Annotated in this window: 12 protein-coding genes and 1 pseudogene; 4 read left to right on the forward strand and 9 right to left on the reverse strand. The window is 72.9% G+C overall.

Annotated features, from left to right (window positions below; genetic code table 11):
• Positions 1 to 33: 33 nt before the first annotated feature.
• Genes ACIGXJ_RS22455 through ACIGXJ_RS22475 form a run of 5 tightly spaced genes read right to left on the reverse strand, consistent with a single transcriptional unit; the run spans position 34 to position 8,290 of the window.
• Positions 34 to 645, reverse strand: coding sequence for a GTP-binding protein (locus ACIGXJ_RS22455; protein ID WP_399648155.1), 612 nt, complete (start codon positions 643 to 645; stop codon positions 34 to 36).
• Positions 642 to 4,454, reverse strand: a complete 3,813-nt coding sequence (locus ACIGXJ_RS22460; protein WP_399648158.1) for a hydantoinase B/oxoprolinase family protein — start codon at positions 4,452 to 4,454, stop codon at positions 642 to 644. Before ACIGXJ_RS22460 ends, ACIGXJ_RS22455 begins: the two co-directional genes overlap by 4 nt.
• Positions 4,455 to 4,478: 24 nt before the next feature.
• Positions 4,479 to 4,874, reverse strand: a complete 396-nt coding sequence (locus ACIGXJ_RS22465) for a DUF742 domain-containing protein (RefSeq protein WP_399648161.1) — start codon at positions 4,872 to 4,874, stop codon at positions 4,479 to 4,481.
• Positions 4,875 to 4,883: 9 nt separating this feature from the next.
• Positions 4,884 to 5,321, reverse strand: a complete 438-nt coding sequence (locus ACIGXJ_RS22470) for a roadblock/LC7 domain-containing protein (protein ID WP_399648164.1) — start codon at positions 5,319 to 5,321, stop codon at positions 4,884 to 4,886.
• The gene (locus ACIGXJ_RS22475) at positions 5,318 to 8,290 is read right to left on the reverse strand and encodes a nitrate- and nitrite sensing domain-containing protein (RefSeq protein WP_399648168.1); all 2,973 of its coding nucleotides are present in this window, start codon (positions 8,288 to 8,290) and stop codon (positions 5,318 to 5,320) included. Before ACIGXJ_RS22475 ends, ACIGXJ_RS22470 begins: the two co-directional genes overlap by 4 nt.
• A 417-nt stretch (positions 8,291 to 8,707) precedes the next feature.
• Between ACIGXJ_RS22475 and ACIGXJ_RS22480 the strand changes: the two genes are divergently transcribed.
• Together ACIGXJ_RS22480 and ACIGXJ_RS22485 are read left to right on the forward strand one after the other, a co-directional pair.
• Entirely contained in the window at positions 8,708 to 9,316 is a 609-nt protein-coding gene (locus ACIGXJ_RS22480) for a hypothetical protein (RefSeq protein ID WP_399649074.1), read from the forward strand.
• Positions 9,317 to 9,449: 133 nt separating this feature from the next.
• Entirely contained in the window at positions 9,450 to 10,283 is an 834-nt protein-coding gene (locus ACIGXJ_RS22485; RefSeq protein ID WP_399648171.1) for an IclR family transcriptional regulator, read from the forward strand.
• Between the two features lie 214 nt (positions 10,284 to 10,497).
• Here the strand turns inward: ACIGXJ_RS22485 and ACIGXJ_RS22490 are convergent, their stop codons facing one another.
• The 4 genes from ACIGXJ_RS22490 to ACIGXJ_RS22505 all read right to left on the reverse strand — a co-directional run bounded on the left by ACIGXJ_RS22490 (position 10,498) and on the right by ACIGXJ_RS22505 (position 18,516).
• Entirely contained in the window at positions 10,498 to 15,117 is a 4,620-nt protein-coding gene (locus ACIGXJ_RS22490) for a hypothetical protein (RefSeq protein WP_399648173.1), read from the reverse strand.
• A 38-nt stretch (positions 15,118 to 15,155) separates the two neighbouring features.
• The gene (locus tag ACIGXJ_RS22495; RefSeq protein WP_399648176.1) at positions 15,156 to 16,034 is read right to left on the reverse strand and encodes a hypothetical protein; all 879 of its coding nucleotides are present in this window, start codon (positions 16,032 to 16,034) and stop codon (positions 15,156 to 15,158) included.
• 67 nt (positions 16,035 to 16,101) lie between these two features.
• On the reverse strand, positions 16,102 to 17,628 hold the full coding sequence (locus tag ACIGXJ_RS22500) for a hypothetical protein (protein WP_399648180.1): 1,527 nt from the start codon (positions 17,626 to 17,628) through the stop codon (positions 16,102 to 16,104).
• Positions 17,629 to 17,823: 195 nt separating this feature from the next.
• On the reverse strand, positions 17,824 to 18,516 hold the full coding sequence (locus ACIGXJ_RS22505) for a GntR family transcriptional regulator (protein ID WP_399648182.1): 693 nt from the start codon (positions 18,514 to 18,516) through the stop codon (positions 17,824 to 17,826).
• Positions 18,517 to 18,666: 150 nt separating this feature from the next.
• Here ACIGXJ_RS22505 and ACIGXJ_RS22510 point away from each other — a divergent pair, with 150 nt between their 5' ends.
• Entirely contained in the window at positions 18,667 to 19,947 is a 1,281-nt protein-coding gene (locus tag ACIGXJ_RS22510; RefSeq protein ID WP_399648185.1) for an MFS transporter, read from the forward strand.
• Positions 19,944 to 20,408: pseudogene (locus ACIGXJ_RS22515) on the forward strand (D-glutamate cyclase family protein); the annotation flags it as partial. The gene ACIGXJ_RS22510 and the pseudogene ACIGXJ_RS22515, both read left to right, overlap by 4 nt.
• Positions 20,409 to 20,494: the final 86 nt, after the last annotated feature.

Here is a 20,494-nt window from a genome sequence, read left to right on the forward strand (position 1 = left end):
GGCCGCGGGTCGCGGCGGCCCGTCCTGCCGGCCTCAGGTCGCGACGGCTGCGGCCGCGCGGCGATCGGCCGCGTAGGCCATGGCGTGCCGGACCACGCCGATGAGGACATCCTTGACCGACTCCCGGTCCCGGGCGTCGCACAGCACCACCGGTACGTCGTCGTCGAGGTCCAGGGCGCCGCGGACGTCGTCGACGGGGTAACGGGCGGCTCCCTCGAAGCAGTTGACGCCGACGATGAAGGGTATGGAGCGGCGCTCGAAGTAGTCGACGGCCGCGAAGCAGTCCTCCAGCCGGCGGGTGTCGGCGAGCACCACCGCGCCGAGGGCACCTTCGGACAGCTCGTCCCACATGAACCAGAAGCGTTCCTGGCCGGGTGTGCCGAACAGGTAGAGCACCAGGTCCTCGCGCAGCGTGATCCGCCCGAAGTCCATGGCCACAGTGGTGGTGTGCTTGGTCTCCACGCCGCTGGTGTCGTCGACCGGGCGGCCCGCCTCGGTGAGCGTCTCCTCGGTGCGCAGCGGTCTGATCTCGCTGACCGCGCCGACGAGGGTGGTCTTGCCCACGCCGAAGCCGCCGGCCACGAGGATCTTCAGCGTGACGGGTTCGACCGGTGGCTTGGCGCGCTCAGAACGCCCGAAGATCATCGATCTCTTCTCCTGCTTGATGGGGGTGAGGACGGCGGCCCGTAGCCTCCGCCGCCGGGGGTCTCGACGACCAGGACGTCACCGGGGCCGACGTCGGTCGTGTCGCTGCCGCCCAGTTCGGTGACCGTCCCGTCGGCACGCTCGACCCGGTTCGCCCCGAGGGCGCCGGGCTCGCCGCCCGCCATGCCGTACGGCGGCACCCGGCGGTGCTGGGACAGCGTGGAGACGGTCATCGGCTCCAGGAACCGGATGCGGCGCAGGGCGCCGTCGCCGCCGCGCCAGCGTCCGGCTCCGCCGCTGCCGCGCCGGACGGAGAACTCCTCCAGGCGGACGGGCAGGCGCCATTCGAGGACCTCGGGGTCGGTCAGCCGCGAGTTCGTCATATGGGTCTGTACGACGCTCGCGCCGGGGAAGCCCTCCCCCGCGCCGGAGCCCGAGGCGACGGTCTCGTAGTACTGGTGACGGGCGTTGCCGAACGTCACGTTGTTCATCGTGCCGGAGCCCTCCGCCTGGACGCCGAGCGCGGCGTAGAGGGCGCCGGTGATGGCCTGGGAGGTCTCGACGTTGCCGGCGACGACGGCGGCGGGCGGCTCGGGCGCCAGCATGGAGCCCTGCGGTACGACGATCTCCAGGGGGCGCAGGCAGCCGTCGTTGAGGGGGATGTCGTCGGCGACGAGGGTGCGGAAGACGTACAGGACGGCCGCGTTGACCACCGAGTACGGGGCGTTGAAGTTGGTGGCCAGCTGGGGTGAGGTGCCGGTGAAGTCGACGGTCGCCGAACGGTTGTCGCGGTCCACGCGCACGCGTACCCGGATGACGGCGCCGGAGTCGGTCCCGTAGGCGTACGCGCCGTCGTCGAGGGCGTCGATGACGCGGCGCACCGCCTCCTCGGCGTTGTCCTGGACGTGCCGCATGTAGGCCTGGACGACGTCGAGGCCGAAGTCCTCGATCATGCGGGTGACCTCTTCGACACCCTTGTGGTTGGCGGCGATCTGGGCGCGCAGGTCGGCCAGGTTGGTCCGCGGGTTCCGGGAGGGGTGGGGTGCCTCCTCGGTGAGCAGGCGGAGCGTCTCCTCCTCGCGGAAGCGGCCGTTCTGGACGAGCAGCCAGTTGTCGAAGAGGACGCCCTCCTCGTCGATGGTGCGGCTGTCGGCGGGCATGGAGCCGGGGGCGATGCCGCCGATCTCCGCGTGGTGGCCTCGGGAGGCGACGTAGAACAGGATGCGCTCACTGTCCGTGTCGGCGTCGGGTCCGGTGCCGAAGACCGGCGTGATCACGGTGACGTCGGGGAGGTGGGTGCCGCCGTGGTACGGGTCGTTGACCGCGTAGGTGTCTCCGGGCCGCATCCGCGGGCCGCGGCGCCGGATGACCTCTTTCACGCTCGTCCCCATCGAGCCCAGGTGGACCGGGATGTGCGGGGCGTTGGCCACCAGGTTCCCGTCCGGGTCGAAGAGGGCGCAGGAGAAGTCCAGGCGCTCCTTGATGTTGACGGACTGGGCCGTCGACTCCAGCCGGGCGCCCATCTGTTCGGCGATCGACATGAAGAGGTTGTTGAAGACCTCGAGGAGAACCGGGTCGGCTTTTGTGTCGGCGTGGGAACTCTGCGTGATCGCCGCCCGTTCCATGACCAGATGCCCGCCGTCGGTCGCGGTGGCCCGCCAGCCCTCGTCGACCACGGTCGTCGCACCGGACTCGGTGATGATCGCCGGTCCGGTGACGGGCTCGCCTGGAGGCAGGCTCTCCCGGCGGTGCAGGGGGACGTCGCGCCAGGCGCCGCCGGTGTGCAGGCGGACGGTCTCGGGTGCGGTGGTACGGCCTTCGTACGGGGCGAGGGCCGACAGATCGGGGGGTTCGGTGATGCCGGTGGCTTCCACGGAGAGGGCTTCGACGACGATCGGCCGGTCGAGGGTGAAGGAGTAGGTGGCGCGATGACGTTCCTCGAAGGCGTGCCTCATCGCGCCTGCTTCGGTCAGCTCCACGGTGAGCGCGGTGTCGGTGCCGTCGTAGCGCAGCTGGGCGCGGCGGGTGACACGGACGCGGTCCTCCGGCACGTCCTCGGCGAGGAGTTCGGCACGCGCGGCGGCTTCCAGGTCGTCCGCCGTCTTCCGTACGCCGGGCATCGCGGCCGGTTCGAGGGGGGCTTCCACCGACTGTTCGCGCATGGCGGTGGTGTCGGCCAGCCCGATGCCGAGCGCGGACAGCACACCGGCCATGGGCGGTACGAGCACGGTGCGGATGCCGAGTGCGTCGGCGACCATGCACGCGTGCTGGCCGCCCGCGCCGCCGAAGGTGGTGAGGGCGTAGCGGGTGACGTCGTGGCCCTTCTGGACGGAGATCCGCTTGACGGCGTTGGCGATGTTGGTGACGGCGATGCGCAGGTAGCCCTCGGCGACCTGTTCCGGGGTGCGGTCGTCGCCGGTGCTCTCGCGGATCTCGCGAGCAAGGGCGGTGAAGCGGTCGCGGACGAGCGCGTCGTCCAGGGGTTGGTCGCCGTCGGGGCCGAACACCTTGGGGAAGTGGGCGGGCTGGATACGGCCGAGCATCACGTTGGCGTCGGTGACGGCGAGCGGGCCGCCGCCCCGGTAGCAGGCGGGGCCCGGGTCCGCGCCCGCCGAGTCCGGCCCTACGCGGTAGCGGGAGCCGTCGAAGTGCAGCACGGAGCCGCCGCCGGCGGCCACCGTGTGGATGTCCAGCATCGGGGCGCGCAGCCGGATTCCGGCGATCTGGGTGCTGAAGACGCGCTCGTACTCCCCGGCGAAGTGGGAGACGTCGGTGGAGGTGCCGCCCATATCGAAGCCGATGACCCGGTCGAAGCCGGCGAGCCGGGACATGCGGGCCATGCCTACGATGCCGCCGGCCGGGCCGGACAGGATCGCGTCCTTGCCGCGGAACTGGCCTGCTTCGGCGAGGCCGCCGTTGGACTGCATGAACAGCAGGCGAACGCCAGTGAGGGCGTCGGCGACCTGGGCGACGTAGCGGCGCAGCACGGGCGAGAGGTAGGCGTCGACCACGGCCGTGTCCCCGCGCGGGACGAGCTTCATCAGGGGGCTGACCTCGCTGGAGAGCGAGACCTGCGGGAAGCCGATCCGCGCGGCGACCTCACCCACGGCCTGTTCGTGGGCAGGGTGCAGGTGGCTGTGCAGGCATACGACGGCGACGGCCCGGATTCCGTCGTCGTAGGCCTCCTGGAGTTCCCTGGCGAGGGTGTCCAGGTCGGGGGCGCGCAGCGGGGTGCCGTCGGCGGCGATGCGTTCGTCGACCTCGACGACCCGCTCGTGGAGCAGTTCCGGCAGTTCGATCCGTCGGGCGAAGATGTGCGGCCGGTTCTGGTAGGCGATGCGCAGGGCGTCGCGGAAGCCCTTGGTGACGACGAGGACGGTTCGCTCGCCCTTGCGTTCGAGGAGGGCGTTGGTGGCGACAGTGGTGCCCATGCGGACGGCCTCGACGGTCTCCGAGCGGCCGGCTCCGGTGGTTTCGCTCGGGCCCGCTTCGGTGGCCTGCTGCGGGGCGCCCTCGGCGGTCTTCCGCGCGCTCGCGTCGGTGGTCGGCTGCGTGCCGCGCTCAGCCGCCTCCTGCGTGCCGCGCTCAGCCGCCTCCTGCGAGCTCGCTTCAGCGGTTTCGCGGACGCCCGAGGTGGTCGGTCGATCCGCTCGGCCGAGCAGTTCGCGGACGCCGGCGACGGCGGCATCGGGGTAGCGCGCCGGGTTGTCCGACAGCAGCTTGTGCGTGAGCAGGCGGCCGTCCGGGCGCCGGGCGACGATGTCCGTGAACGTGCCGCCCCGGTCGACCCAGAACTGCCAGCCCGTCACGTCTCCACCTCGCTTCCGCACTGCTCACAGCGCCCGGAGACCGTTGATCACGTCGCGCAGAATACTCTCGTCCGGCAGCTCGGCCGGGGGGACGGGGCGGGTCACATGGACGAGCTCCCTGTCGACGAGATCGCCGACCAGGACCCGGACCACGCCGATGGGCAGGTCGAGCTCGGCGGCGAGTTCCGCGACCGACTGCGGAGCCTTGCGGCACAGGTCGACGATGTCCGAGTGCTCCGGGGACAGCGTCGGGTCGGCCTCCGGATCGCCGGCACGGGGTTCGGTGACGACGACCGCGATCAGGTCGAGGCGGTGCTGGGCCGCGTGTCTGGTCCGGCCGCGCGTCATGGCGTACGGACGGACGACCGGTCCCGCCTCGTCGTCGAACCAGTGGCTTGTTGCCTGACCGTCTGCGCTCATGTCATCCCACTACCCGCCTGCGGGCAGATCGGTGCGCGGAGCGGTGCCCAGATGCACGCCGACCCGCTTGACGAGCAGGGTCATCTCGTAGGCGACCTGGCCGACGTCGGAGTCGGCGTCCGACAGGACGGCGAGACAGCTGCCGTCCCCGGCGGCGGTGACGAACAGGAAGGCGTCGTCGAGTTCCACGACGGTCTGCCGGACGCTGCCCGCCTCGAAGTGGCGGCCCACGCCCTTGGCCAGGCTGTGGAAGCCGGACGCGACGGCGGCCAGGTGCTCGCTGTCCTCGCGGGTCAGGTCCTTGGACACCCCGGTCGGCAGGCCGTCGCCGGACAGGACGACTGCCTTGCGGATGCTCGCGACGCGGTCCACCAGGTCGTCGAGAAGCCAGTTGAGTTCACCGGACTTGCTGGTCGGCGCGTGGTCGGTCGCCTTCGGTGCGGTCATCGACCGTCCCCCTTAGTCGTTCCTCGTGCTGCTGTGCCGCTGTGGGCGTCGTTGCCCGCGGCGTTCTCCTCACGGCCGCGCTTCCAGCCGCGCTGGAGCGAGGCCATACGGCTGCGTACTTCGTCGGCGTCCCGGTCGGCGGGGTCGGCCCGGTCCTCGGTGCGGCGCTCCGGGTCCTGCCTGAGCTGCGGAGCAAGATTGGCCTGGCGGACCCGCCGGGGCAGTGCCGTGGTGCCGGCCGCGGTGTCGTCGCCGGTGCCGCTGCCGGCGGCGCTCGTGGCCCAGGCGTCCTCGGTGGGGCGGCTGGGTCCGGTGCCGCGGCGGGTGCTGCCTGTGCCTCGGCGGCGCGTGGGCAGCGGGGCGAGGGCGTCCGAGGGCGGGCGGCCGGGGTCGGCGGGACGATCCGCACCCGCTGCCGTGCCCCGGGGGCCGGAGGCGTCGGACGACTCCCTGCTCTGCAGCGTGCCAGGGGGTTGCGAGCCCGCTATCGGGCCACGGGGGCCGCTGGTGCGCTCGGCGGCCGGGAGGGGGCCGCGAAGGCTCTTGGGGCGGTCGCCGCCCCGCTCCGGGAGGTCGGTGCCGCTGCGGCGGCGTGTGTCCGGCGCCGGGCCGTCCACAGCGGGGAGGCGCTCCCCGTCCGGCTCGGAGCGGCGGGAGCGCTGCTCGATCACCGGGCGGCCGTGGGAACTGACCAGCTTCGGCGTGCGTCGGCGGGGCAGCGGCACCGGTGCGTCGGCGTCCTCCTCGGGTTCCGCGCGGCCGGGGCCGTCGTGGGGGCCCGGGTAGGGCGTGAGGGAGCCGCCGTGAGTGTCGGCGTCCGTGCGCGTGAGCGATCGGCGCGGGCGGAAGAGTCCGCCCCGTCCGGTGTCCTCCTCGCCGAGGGCGCCGGGGTACTCGTCGATGGTGTCGAGGTCAACGGGTGCCTCGAGTTCGACCGGCCCGTCGAGGAGGGAGCCGGGCAGGCCGGGGACCTGCACGGGCACTTGGGAGAGCGCGGCCCGGCGGCCGGCCACGGGGTCGGGTTCCTTGGCCGCGCGGGGGCGGTCGAGGCGGAAGCCGATGCCGTTGGTGTCCGGCACGTCGTCGGTGAGCAGGGCGTCGGGGATGAAGACGACAGCCGTGGTGCCGCCGTACGGCGACGGCTGCAATGAGACGCGCACGTTCTGGCGCTGGGCGAGGCGACTGACGACGAACAGGCCGAGCCGGTCGGTGTCCGACAGTTCGAACTCGGGGGTCTCGGCGAGCCGCAGGTTGGCGTCCAGCAGAGCCTCGGCCGCCATGCCCAGACCACGGTCGTGGATCTCCAGGGTGAAGCCGTTGGCGACTCGCTCGCCGAGCACCTGCACGGCGGTGTGGGGCGGCGAGAACACCGTGGCGTTCTCCAGGAGCTCCGCCACCAGGTGGGTGAGGTCGGCGACCGCGGGGCCGGTGACGGCGACGCGGGGCAGGCGGCGCACCTCGATGCGTTCGTAGTCCTCGACCTCGGCGACGGCGGCGCGGACGACGTCCATCAGCTGGATGGGCTTGCGCCACTGCCGGGAGGGGGCGGCGCCGGAGAGGATCACCAGGCCCTCGGCGTGGCGGCGCATGCGGGTGGTGAGGTGGTCGAGGCGGAAGAGGTCGGCGAGTTCCTCGGTGTCCTCGGTCCTGCGTTCCATGGCGTCGAGGAGGGTGAGCTGCTTGTGCAGCAGGACCTGGCTGCGGCGGGCGAGGTTGACGAAGACCTCGGAGACGCCGGCCCGCAGTTCCGCCTGCTTGACGGCCGCTTCGACGGCGGCGCGATGCAGGGTGTTGAGGGCCTGGCCGACCTCGCCGATCTCGTTGCGGTCGTACTCCAGGCGGGGGACCTCGGTCTCGACGTCGACCTGTTCTCCGGCCGACAGACGGCGCATCACGCTGGGCAGGCGGACGCCGGACGCCTCGTGGGCCTCCATGCGCAGTTGCCGCAGGTCGCGGATGAGGGCGCGGCCGATGCGCACCGACACCACGAGAGAGATCAGCAGGGCGACCAGGCCGAGGACGCCGGCGACGACCGCCTTGACGATGACGCCGGTGGCGATGGGGCTGATGCGGTCCTGATAGCGGTTGCCGGCCTGGTCGTTGAGGGAGGCGAGCTCGTCGAGCACGTTGCCGGCGGCGGTGTCCCAGCCTGCCGTGGTGACGCCGCGAGGCTGCCCGTCCCGTGCCCGGACCGCGGCGTACTCGGCCACACGCAGGGGGGCGGTGGCGGCGTTCTTCCAGAAGCGGGTGTAGCGGTCCCGCTCCGAGGAGGGCAGGAGGGGAAGGTTGAGGTCGTAGAGCAGGGTGCGCTGGGCGACGAGGTCGGAGATGTTCCTGGCCTCGCCGCGGGTGACCTCACCGACGATCAGGGCGGAGCCGAGGAGGGCGTCCTCACGGGAGAGGAGTTCGCGGGCGCGGCTGAGGTTGACCAGGGCGCGGTACTGCTTGTCCATCTCCGCGTTGTCGAGGGCCTGGAGGTCGGCGAGCAGCTCGTAGCAGGGGTCGACCAGGTGGTTGTAGAGGTCGAGGGCGTGGGCGCGGTCGACGGTGCCGTCCTCGACGCTCTGGCGCAGCGGCTGGATGCCGTCGAAGGCGTCCAGGACGGTGGTGAGGCGCTCGTCGGTGCCCGGGCCGACGGCGTCGAGCAGATCGGGGTCCTGAGCGTTCTTCCTGATCTCGGCGACGGCACGGTCGGTGGCGAGTCGGCTGCGGCGCAGCGCGGCGAGCGCGTCGGCGGCCCGGGGGTCGGCGAGGTAGGCGAGGCTCTGCCGGCGCTCTTCCTGCAGGACGCGCACGGTGTCCTCGGCCGGGTAACCGATCTCCTCGACGACGGACGACCCGCTAAACAGCCGGGCTGCCTCGCGTCCGGTGAGAACGGTGGCGAACGCCCAGATCGCGGTCAGGGACACCAACGGCACGAGAAGCAGCGCCACGATCTTCCGGCGGATGGATTTCCCGCGAAAGCGCATGGCCTCCCCCAGCTCGGCCCCCACCGGAAGGGGGCACACATGTGCGTCAACAAACGGCGCGAGCCTACTACCGACGCAGAGCTAACTCGAAGAGCCATCCGGAAGCCGAACTTCCGCACTGCCAGGGCGAGATGGCCCGTTGTCCGCCCATTGCGGGAGATTGCAACCCCGAAAGCCCGGGTGCCCAGGGGGGCCGACGTGGCTGGTACGAGAAGCCAATTGGCCGGAAATTTTCGGCGCTTGGGAATCTTCGAGGGGTGTTGTTCGTCTTTCCCTACGGGAGATGGGGGCGGAATCGGCCACAGGAGCCGCATCCCGCACCTGGGCGGCGTAAATAGACGCAAGCCGGGCAGTCAATGGGGAGTCGGTCTTCGGGCCGGGACGCGGAGTCTGCTGGCGGTGGGGAGTGACACGGTGATGGGCACGGCGGAGCGGAGCGAAGCACCCGCGAGGGGCGCGGCGGCGCGGGTGGCGGTTCAGGGCGGCGTCGCGGCACCGGATCCGGAGATTCCCCCAAACCCCCGCCAGGTCCCGCGTGGGACCGGGGACACCCCGGCCGTGGCCGGTGGAGCTTCGACCAGTGGTGGCCGAGCACGGACCACCGACTCGGAGGGGACCGCGCAGCAACAGCCCTACTACCGGCCCTTGTGGGTTGAGGAGCCCGCCAAGCGGCGCCGACTGCCCGACCCGGTGCGCACGGCGGCGGTGCGGGCGGTGCTGATCGCCGCCGTGACACTGATACAGGCGATGGTCGCGTTCCTGTGCACGCTGGCCGGGTCCTGGCTGGCCTTCCCCATGGTGCTCACCAGCGTGGCCAGTACGGTGGCGGCCACGTGGGGCGTGCTCGACGTGTGGGTGACCCGCCAGGTGTGGAACCAGCGCCATGGCGTGGTGTCCACCCCCAGCAGCACCGCCCGTGCGCTGCGCCGGGAGCGGCGCAGGGCCCGTAGGCAGGCCCGGGCCACCGTGCGCGCCCAGGAGCGGATACGCCGGCCCGGCGGGGCGGGGTGGCTGTCCCACTCCTGAGCGGCGGTCAGCCGGAAGGGGGCCCCTGCCTCGCTCACCTCCACTCCGCCCTCACAAACACGTGGGTAACATGGCGTCTCACATAGCGCACAGGTGCACGCTGTACGCAACAGCGCCGAGAGTTGAGCAGCCCATGGCCCGCACGCAGAAGCGGACAGACGTCCCCGAGAAGCCCGGCGAGAGCCCGGCACGGCAGAGCGGCGGCAGGGGTGCGGGGAGCGCCGTGCAGTCCGTGGACCGGGCGGTGAGTGTCCTGGAGATCCTCGCCCGGCGCGGTGAGGCCGGCGTGACGGAGATCGCCGGCGAGCTGGACGTGCACAAGTCGACGGCGTTCCGGCTGCTCGGCGTCCTGGAGAACCGTGGCCTGGTGTCGCAGGCCAAGGACCGCGGCAAGTACTACCTGGGGGCCGGCGTACTGCGGCTCGCGGGCGCGGCGGCCGTGCGCCTGGACATCTCCCAGGAGGGCGTGCCGGTGTGCCGGGAACTGGCCGACGAACTCGGCGAGACGGTCAACATCGCGGTCCTGGACGACGACGCGGCCGTCAACATCATGCAGGCGCGCGGCACGGCCTCCGTCACAGCCCAGAACTGGCTCGGCAGGCGCACCCCGCTGCACGCGACGTCCAGCGGAAAGGTGCTGCTCGCCCACATGTCGCCGACCCTGCGCGAGGGCCTGCTGGCGAGGCCGCTGCCGCGGTTCACCGAGCGGACGGTCACCGGCGCCTCGATGTTGCGCGGCGAGCTGGAGGCGGTGATCGAACAGGGCTACGGGGTGACCGTCGAGGAGCTGGAGGTGGGTCTGGCCGCCGTCTCCGCGCCCGTGCGGGCCCATGACGGCGAGGTCATCGCGGCCATCAGCGTGTCGGGGCCGGTGTACCGCCTCAACGCGGACCGCCTCCCTGAGCTGGCGAAGCGGGCCGTGGCGGCGGGGGCTGAGCTGTCCCGCCGTATGGGCTACGGCTTCTGACCCGAAGCGCGCCACCAACGCACCCTCGGCGGGTCGGGGCGGAGCGACCGCTTTCGCCGAGGGTTGCCGCGTGCCTCTTGACGGCCCAGGCAGCGTTCTGTGTGCGTTCCCTGTCCCACAACCCATAGTGCGTTGCGCAACAAGAGGGAGCGTGCTGCACCACAGAAGCGCGCCGAGCAGGATCAAAGCCGACCGAGGAAACCCGGACAGAACATCAGGACGGTCGTCTGAACATCCGTGTCGCCGTGATCTCGCTGTGCACCACTTCGCCTGCCTGCGGCTGCTGCGGCAGTCCCGGGCGGAGGTGTTCCTCGACGCTGATGTACTTCAGGCCCGCCCGCAGGTCCGCGTCATTGCGCAGCCGGATGACCAGCGGGAACTCGGCGAGCGCGGTCGTGTCGAACAGGCCCGTGGTGTACAGGAGCTGGACACCGAGCGCGTCCGACACCGCCCGCTGGAGCTCCAGCAGATAGGTCGCGTTGGCGCGGCCGATGGGGTTGTCGAGGAACAGCGTGCCTGCGTGGCGGTGCTTGTCGCGGCCGCGGTCGTTCGACCGGAGGGCGGCCATGGTGCAGTACAGGGCGATGGCGGCGGTGAGGAGCTGCCCGCCGGAGAAGACGTCGCCCATCTGGCCGACGGGCACCCGCTCGGCGCGCAGCACGGCGTCGGGCTTGAGGATCTCGACGGCGACGCCCTTGGGCTGGAGTGCGGCGGCGACTCCGCGCAGCAGCAGGGACATGCCGTCACGGCGCAGGTCGGAGTTCTTCTTCACGGCCGCGCGAGTGGCCTCGTCGATGACCTCGCCCAGGCGTTCGGTGAGGGTCGCCTGGTCGGGTTCCTCGAAACGGATGCGCAGGAACTCCTGCCCGGACCACTCGCCGAGTCCCTCCGGCAGCCGGGACAGCCGCTGGGCGGAGCGCAGGGTGGCGAGGGCCGACTCGACGAGTCCGCGCAGCCGGTCCACGATCGAGTCGCGGTTGCGTTCGAGCTGGGCCAGCTCGTCGGTGAGGACGCGCAGCCGGGGGGCGAAGGCGTCGGCCCACTTCGCGGCGTGCTCGGGCAGCGCGGAGGCTGGCAGCTCGCGGATCTGCTGCCGGGCGGGGGTGCGGACCTGCTCGTAGCGGGTGGAGTTGGCGTGTCGTACGAGCACGTCGCTCGCCTCGCGCACGGCGGCCTCGGCGGCCGACAGGTCGGTGGCGCAGCCGCGCAGCGACCGACGGGTTTCGGCAGCGGACTGCCGCGCCTCCTCCAGGCTGCCGGGGTAGGGCTCGACGTCCTCCTGCTCCTCCTCCGTGGTGTGCTCACGCAGCAGGTCGCGCAGCAGCGCGGCGATCTCGTCGAAGCCGCCGGCCGCGTCCTCGGCGGCGCGGTGCGCGTCGAGCAGTTCGGCGTGGGCCTCGCGGGCCTGGTCCAGCGCCTCGGTGCGGGAGGCGAGTTCCGCGGTGGCGGTGCGCAGCAGGGCCTGGGCGTGGTCGGCGTCGCGCGGCTGCATCTCCTCGGACAGCTCGGTGTGCGCCTCGCCCTCCTCGGGCGCGTGCCGCTCGGCCTCGCCGCGCAGCCGGCCGAGCTGCTCGCTGGCGGTGGACACCCGGGTCTCCAGGAGCTGCACCAGCTCCTCCGCGCGGGCGGCGGCCGCCTGCCGGGAGGGTCCGTCGGAGCCGTCGGGTGACTGCAGCAGCTGCTCGGCGCGAGTACGGACCTTGTTGCTCAGCCGGTCCAGCTCGGCGCGCGCCGCGCTCTCGTCGCTCTCCGCGCGGGCCTGCTCGGCGCGCAGATCGGCGCCGACGCCGACCTTCTCGTAGACCTGCGATGCGGCCCGGTAGGCCTCGCGCAGCGCGGGCAGGGACGCCTTGGAGGCTCCCGCACCGGTGTCCGCGTCGGTCTCCGGCACGTCGTCGGGGGCGCCCGCGATCTCGGAGCGCTCGGCGCGCAGCGCACGTGCGGTGCGGCGGGCGTCGTCGGCGGCACGCTGGGCGGCGCGGCGGTCCTCGTCGGCGGCCCGGGCGCGCTCCAGGCATGCCTGGGCGCGGGCCTCGGACTCGGTGGCCTCGTCTGCCAGTTCGCGCAGGCGCGCCTGCCAGCCGGCGCGTTCACGCAGCCGGAAGGCGAGCCCGGCGAGGGCGTCGGCTGCGCGGCGCGCCCTCTGGGCGGCTTCCTGCCGTTCGTCGCGGATCTGGGCGGCCTCGGCGGCGGACTCCTCCGCCTCGGCGCGGGCGATGCGTGCCTCGGCCAGCTCGGCCTCGGTCTCCTCGGCGAACGTACGCGCCTCCCGCGCGGCCTCGGCCAGCTCCTGGAGCCGTCCGGCCGGGCAGCCGGTGCGCCAGGAGGCCAGCCGCGCGGCCAGCTCCCGGTCCTTGCCGAGCCGGGCGGCGAGCGCGCGGATCTCCTCGTCACGCTCGGTGGCCCGGGCGCGCAACGCCTGCCGCTCCTCGTCGGCGGCGTGCTCGTCGTGCATGGCCGGGTTCGGCGGTACGAGGAACACGTCCCCGTCGTCCGCCGCCGGAGCCGGAGTGGGTGCGAGCAGGGCGGCCGCCGTGCCGACCGCGACGGCCGAGCGGGGCAGCAGGGCGGCGTCGCTGAGCGCCTCACGCGCGCGTGCGTGGGACGCCGGGTCGGTGATGATCACACCGTCGACGAGCTCGGGCCGGGCGGCGAGCACACGGGCGTGGTCGGCCGGGTCGACGGCCTGGGCGAGGTAGCGCCAGCCGGGCAGGGCGGGGATGCCGTGCTCGCCGAGGAACTCGACGGTGGCCAGCACGTCGGGGCCGGGCGGCAGCAGGCCGCCGTCGCCGAGCGCGCCGAGGATGCGGGAGTCGTCGGCGGCGGCGGTGCGCAGCTCGAACAGCTGGCGTTCGGCGGAGGAGACGGCGTCGTCGAGGAGTTCGCGCAGTTCGTCGGCGAATCGGTCCAGCTCCTCGGCGCTCAGGGCGGCCTCGCCCGACGAGCCGTCCTCCCGGCGCGGCTGGGGCACACCCGCGTGCACCTGGTGCCCGGCTAGGCCCAGCAGCTCGGCGAGGCGCTCCTCCGCGGCGAGGGCCTGCGCGGTGCGCCGCTCGCCGCCGTAGGCGCGCTCCGCGGCGACGGCGGCGTCGGCCGCGCGGGCGGCGGTCAGCTCGGCGCGGGACTCGGCGGAGGCGGTCTCGCGGGCCTGCTCGGCGGCCCGGCGGGAGGCTTCGCGGGCGGTGTCCCAGGCGGCGACGGCGGTCTTCTCGGCGTCGCTGGCGGCGAGCGCGGCACGGGCCGGGTCGGCGTCCGGCGCGCTGTCGTCGAGCCAGCCCGCGCGGACGGCCTCGGCGGTCTCCTGCTCGACCTCGGTGAGGCGCTGGCGCAGATGCCCGATCTCGCTGCGGGCGCGTTGCGCCTCGGTGGCGGCGGCGGTGGCGTCCCGGTGGGCGGCGTCGCCCGCCTCCTGCAGTGCGGCTGAGCGCTCCTCCTCCTCGTTGGCGAGGGTCTCGGCGCTCTCCGCGGCCGCGTGCAGGGCCCGTACGAGATCCACGGCGGCCCTGGTGCGGGCGGCGAGGGCGGGGGCGGCGTCCCGCTCGGCCTCCTGGATGGCGGCGGCCACGCGCGCGACCCGGTCGGCTGCCGCGCGGTGGCGCAGGACGGCCTCGGCGGCCTGCCAGGCGGCGTGCAGGGTGCGCGCGTCTGCCAGCTCGCGCTTCTGCGCGGCGGCGGACTTCTCGGCGGCGGCGAGTGCCAGGGAGGCGTGCCGGTAGGCGAGTTCGGACGCGACGAGTGCGGCGCGCCCGCGCGCGGACTCGGAGTGGGTGACGGCGTAGGCGGCGGCCGTGACCCGCTGGGCGAGGTCGGCGGCCCTGCGCCGCTCCTGCACGCCCCGCGCGGACAGCCGCCGGGCGAGGGTGCGGGTACGTCGCTCGGCGCCCGCGTGCACGTCACGCGCCCGTGCCCGGGTCTCGGCGGCCTCGACGATCCGGCCGAGGAGGTCCACCGACCCGGCGGTGAAGTCGCGTTCGGCGATCAGCTCGGCTCGCCGGCCGAGCTTGCTGCCGAAGCCGCTGACCAGGTCGGCGAGTCCGTCGGTGTCGCGGGTGTCGGTGACCGCGCGCAGCAGCAGGTCGGTGAAGTCGGAGTCCTTCTTCACCGCGAACAGGCCGGCGGCCTCGCCCTCGTCGGCGTTCATCTCCCGCTGGTAGCGGAAGAGTTCGGGGTCGAGGCCGAGGTCGCCGAGGTGCTCGATCCACCGGTCGTGGATCTCCTCCCAGTGCACCTCCAGGTGCGGATACGTCTTCCCGGCCTCGGCGATGGCGTCGCGGAAGCCCTTCATGGTGCGGCGGCGGCCCTGCGCGCCGGAGGCGCCCTCCACGGGCGGGCGCACGGCGGTGGACTCGGCGACGGGCAGATTGTCCAGGGTGAGGCCGGGGCCGGGCCGGAAGGAGTACCAGGCCTCGGCGAACTTGCGCGGGTCGTTGGAGACCTGGCGGCCGCGCCACTCGCTGACCTTGCCGACGACCACGCACTCGCCGGTCAGCACGTGCTGCCACTCCAGGGCCACATGACCGCAGTCGTCGGCGAGCAGGAACTTGCGCAGCACGCCGGAGCTCGCGCCGCCGAGGGTGTTGCGGTGGCCCGGCAGCATCACCGAGAAGATCAGCTTGAGCAGGACGGACTTGCCGCCGCCGTTCTCCAGGAAGAGCACACCGGCCGGCGCGGGGCGGCGCGGCGGGCCGACGGGCTCCTCCTCGAAGAACTCCGCCTGGGTGGGCGCGGGGTCGGGCACGATGTCACCCACGCCCCGCAGGTCAAGCACGGTGTCGGCGTAGCGCGCACCGGCGGGTCCGATGGAGTAGAGGCGGACCCGGGACAGCTCGTACATGGCGGACTCTCGTCAGTCTTCTTGCAGGTGAGGGGGGTTCAGGAGTGGAAGGGCAGACCGGCGTCGGCCACCAGGTCCAGGTCGTCCCCGTCCTGTGGGGGCAGCAGCGTGGGGGTGCCGTCGGTGACCGGGACGACGCCCAGTTCCAGCAGCTCGGCCATGGCGGCGCTGCCGGCCATGTCGCGGACCTGGAGCTGGTAGCGGGCGGTGGTGCGGTAGGTGCCGCCGTGGTCGTCGCCGGTGCGCTGCAGGAAGCCGGAGTCGGTGAGGAAGGCGACGGCCTTCCCGACGATGCCGGTGGTGGAGCCGGCCAGACGGCGGGCGTCCTTGGTGGCTCCGGTGGCGCTGCGTCTGGCCCAGACCCGCCAGGCGGCCTCCAGTCCGGGCGCGTCGGTCGCCGGGTCGGTGTTCTCCCCCTGCTCCTCGGCCCGCTCCTCCAGCCGGCGGCAGGCCTGGCGGACGAACGCGTCGACGCCGTTGACGCTGACCCGGCCGATGTACCCGTCGTCGGCGAGGTCCTCGGGCCGCGGGAACGCCATGGCGGCGACCGCGAGATGAGCGAGTCCGTGCAGGAAGCGGTCGGAGCCGTCGGCCGAGGTGCGACGCGCGTAGTCGCCCATGCGCACGGCGAACACCGAGTCCTCGGCGGCGGTGACGGCCATCCCCGCGCGCGCGGACACCTCCAGTACCACCAGCCCGAGGCCGGCGGCCACGGCGTCGGCGAGCCGCGCGAACGCCGGGTCCTCCCGGTAGCGGCGCAGCAGTTCGGCGTACTCCTGGTCCCGCGCGGGCTGCAGCTTGGGCTGCAGGCCGAAGGCGACCAGCCGCGCCGCGTCGGCGGCGTCGGCGGGAGTGACGGCACTGCTCACCGGCGCGGCGCCGGTCTCCGGCTCACTCCACTCGACGTGCTCGGTCACGGCTTGGGCTCCTCGCTCAGCTGTCGCGCGTACCGCGGGTGGCGCGGGTGTCGCGTGTCTCGGTCACTCATGCTGCTTCCGTCCGGTCCGCCGCCATCCCCGCGGCGTCCAGCAGGGCGGTGCCCACGATCAGGTCCGCGCCGCCGAACTCGGGATCGTCCAGCTCCGTCCCGTCGTCCACGGCGAACAGCAGCTTCTCCTCGCCCTGCCGGTAGGCCGTACCGACCGCGGGGCTCGCCGCGTGGACGGCGAGCAGTGCGACCAGATAGGGCAGGTCGGGATCGCGGTCGCGGGCCTCGGCCAGCAGGCCCGAGAGTCTGCGGGGCGCGTCGGCGGGCAGGTCGAGCAGTTCTCTCGCCTGGGCGAGCTGCTCCTCGCTGAAGCGGCTGTCGTCGGGCGTGGCGATGAGGTCCGGCTCGGGCATCTCGGCGCCCAGGTGCTCGCGCTCCATCGGCGGGGTCAGCAGTATGTCGACCAGGTCGCCGACCCGCACCGACACCGGGGTGCGCAGCCCGGTGCCCTGCGCGAAGAACGCGTCGGTGACCCGGACGGCCTGCTCCAGGGGCAGCGGCAGAACGGGCGCGAAGAGGTGGCCGTACAGGTCCGTCCCCGAGGAGGCCGTCGGCGTGGCGAAGGCCTGCCGGTCCTGTTCCGCGCGGAACAGCGGCCCGGCCTCCAGCAGGCGCGACTGCAGCTGGGTGTGGCGCCGGATGCAGTCCTTGACGATGTCGACGAGCTCGGCGGCGCGCCGCTTGTGCTCGGGGTCCTCGGACTCGTCGCGGGCCTTGCGGATGTTGGTCAGGATGGCGTTCTCGTGGCGGTAGCGGTCGGCCACGTGGTCGAGCGCCTCGGCGATCATGTCGGGCACCGCGTTCAGCCAGTCCACCGCGCGGACGTTGCGCCGGGTCGCCTCCAGGGCCCTGCGCAGGGTCTCGGAGTACTGCACGGTCCGGTAGCGGGCCTGCTCGGCGGCGAGCTGGGCGTCTGCGAGGCGGCCGCGGCTGATCAGGACCTCCAGCTTGACCTCGGCGGCGATCTGCGCGCTGGTGACGTCCGTGTCGAGGGCACCGACGAGGACGTTGACCGCCTCGTCGGTCGTCCGCAGATAGACGCTGCCGCCGGGGCCGGGGACCTCCTCGATCAGCTTGAAGTCGTAGTCGCGGCGGACATAGGTGCCGTCCGCGGCGAAGGTGCCGTACACCGCGCGGAAGCCGCGGTCGACGCTGCCGACGTTGATCAGGTTCTCCAGCACCCAGCGGGCCACGCGCTCGTGCTCGGCGGTGGGGCGCTGCGGGGCCTGGGCGGCGATGCGCGGCACGAGCCGGGCGACGACCTGTTCGTGGTCGGCGCCGGTGTCGAAGTCCATGTTGAGCGTGACGAGGTCGATGGCGGAGAGCGCCACCTCGGCCATGCCGTACACCGAGTACTCGCCGGCGAGGTTGGCCTTGCGGGCGTCGAGGTCGTGCAGCGGGGCGGTGCAGGCGAGCGCGCGCAGGCGCCGCGCCAGCCCTTCGTCGGCGGCCGGGCCCGGTGCGGGTCGCGGCCCCGCGCTGAGCTGGGGCGGAACGCTGTCCGTCGTTGCTGGCGAAGTCACGGTGCACAGACTAGGTGCTGGGTCTGACATCAGCCCAAATCGGGAGAGCCCCGAGGCCGCGGGACTCCGTGGGCCGGTCACCGGAGAGCCGCGAGGCGTCGCGACTCCGCGGGCCGGTCACCGGAGGGCGCGAGGCGTCGCGACTCCGCGGGCCGGTCACGCGGCGGATCCACGGATCGATACGGCCCCGCGCCCCTAGAGACCGTCCACCCGCCGTCGGTACGCGTCCACGACCCGCTCCTGCGAGTCCGCCAGGTAGACGGCCAGCACTCGCTCCGCCCCGTCCCGGTCGCCCGACTCCAGGGCTCGGAGGATCTCCTCGTTTCGCGCGAGATAGGGCTCGTGCAGCTGCCGCGGGTGGTCCACCACATGGAACGCGAGCCGCAGCTCGGCGAACACACTGCGCATCAGCTCGTCCGTACGCTCGCTGCCGGCGAGCGCGACCAGTTCCCGGTGGAAGTGGATGTTGGCGGTGCCCAGCGCTTTCCAGTCGTCCTCGCGGACGGCGCGCCACCCTTCGGCGACGGCCGCCACGAGCCCGTCGAGCGCGTACGGCGGCTCCCCGAGGCCCCTCACCACCGCGCACTCGACCAACGCGCGTGTGCGGTAGATGTCCTCGACGTCCTCCACGGTGAGCACTCGGACGAAAACGCCTCGATTGAGCTCATGGACGAGCAGACGCTCATGGGTGAGCAGCCGGAACGCCTCGCGGAGCGTGTTGCGGGAGACGCCGAGGGCACCGCCGATGCCGTCCTCGGAGAGACGGGTGCCGGGCGGGAAGAAGCCCTCGGCGACTCGGCTCCTGAGGATGTCCGCGACGCGCTCCGCGGTGCTGGTGCGCCCGAGGAGTGCGCGGTCGTCGGCCAGTCCCGTCAGCTGCTCTGCCATGCCCGGAATTCAACCGCAGCGAAGAGGGCGAAACAACACGGGTATTGAAGGATTGTTCAACGATCCTCTACCTTGCTGCTCACTGTACGGCTCCATCCGCTCACCACACGCTCAGCACCGCACCCTCCGTCTCCTCACTGCGAGGTGCTCATGAGCTCGACTCGTTTACCGACCGCCACTCCCGTGGAAACCGCCGCCGACACCGGCCCTCCGGGCTGGCTGCGCGCCCTCGGCCCGCGTGGCCGGCGTGCCTTCGCCGGCGCGTTCGGCGGCTACGCCCTCGACTCGTACGACTACTTCACGCTGCCGCTGAGCATGGTCGCGCTGGCCGCGTACTTCGGCCTGGACAGCGGACAGACCGGCCTGTTCACCACCGTCACGCTCGTGGTCTCCGCGGTCGGCGGGGCGCTCGCGGGCGTGCTCGCCGACCGGATCGGGCGGGTCCGGGCGCTGATGATCACGGTGATCACCTACGCCGTGTTCACCGTCGCCTGCGGCTTCGCGCCGACCTACGAGTGGCTGCTGGTCTTCCGGGCTCTGCAGGGTCTGGGTTTCGGCGGCGAGTGGGCGGTCGGCGCGATCCTGGTCGCCGAGTACGCGAGCGCGCGCCATCGCGGACGTACCCTCGGCGCGGTCCAGAGCTCGTGGGCCGTGGGCTGGGCGCTCGCGGCCATCGTGTACACGCTGGTCTTCTCCCTGGTCGGCGACGATCTGGCGTGGCGCGTGATGTTCTGGACCGGCGCGCTGCCCGCGCTGCTGGTGATCTGGATGCGCCGCCGTGTGCAGGACGCGCCGGAGGCGGCCGCCATACGCGCGAAGAGCCCGGCCAGGGGGTCGTTCGCCGAGATCTTCAAGCCGGGCCTGGCGCGGACGACGCTCTTCGCGGTGCTGCTGTCCACGGGCGTCCAGGGCGGCTACTACACCCTCGCCACCTGGGTGCCGACGTACCTCAAGACCGAGCGCGACCTGTCGGTCGTCGGCACCGGCGGCTATCTGACGTTGCTGATCTCGGGCGCCTTCGCCGGCTATCTGACCGGCGGCCACCTCACGGACCGGCTGGGCCGCCGGCGCAACATCTGGCTGTTCGCGGTGCTGTCGGCGCTGTGCAGCCTCGGGTACGCCAACATCCCGAACGGCGCCGACACCCTCCTTCTGCTGCTGGGCTTCCCGCTCGGGTTCTGCATGTCGGCCATCTTCAGCGGGTTCGGGTCGTTCCTGAGCGAGCTGTACCCGACCGCCGTGCGCGGCACGGGCCAGGGCTTCACATACAACACCGGCCGCGCGGTGGGCGCGGTCTTCCCCACCACCGTCGGTTTCCTGGCCGACAGCTGGGGCGTGGGCGGCGCGCTGGCCTTCGGCGCGATCGGCTACGGTCTGGCGGCGCTGGCCCTGTTCGGCCTGCCGGAAACCCGGGGGAGGGAGCTGGCATGACACAGACCGACGACCGCCCGCTGACCCTCGTCGCCGAGCACGCGCACGCGTGGAGCCCGAAAACCGCCCGGGCCCGCTTCCGGGAGGGCCTCACCGGCCCCACCGCGGGCGTCGCGGCCGGCCACACGCAGGTCAACGTGATCGCGGTGCCCGCGGACTGGGCGTACGACATGCTGCTGTTCTGCCAGCGCGATCCGAAGCCCTGCCCGGTGCTCGACGTCACGGACGCCGGGTCCTGGACCACCGTGCTGGCCGAGGGCGCCGATCTGCGCACCGACCTGCCGCGCTACCGGGTGTGGCGGGACGGCGAGCCGGTGGACGAACCGACGGACGTACGCGCGTACTGGCGCGACGACCTGGTGTCGTTCCTGATCGGATGCAGCTTCACCTTCGAGTGGGCGCTGTCCTCGGCCGGGGTGCCGATCCGTCATGTCGAGCAGGGCCGCAACGTCCCCATGTACCGCGTGGCCTGACCGGACGAAAGCCCGAACCCGGAAGCCCGAAGCACGCAACACGAAGCACGCAACACGAAGCACGAAGCACGGGC

Source organism: Streptomyces sp. NPDC053367, assembly GCF_044545925.1.
Taxonomy (GTDB): domain Bacteria; phylum Actinomycetota; class Actinomycetes; order Streptomycetales; family Streptomycetaceae; genus Streptomyces.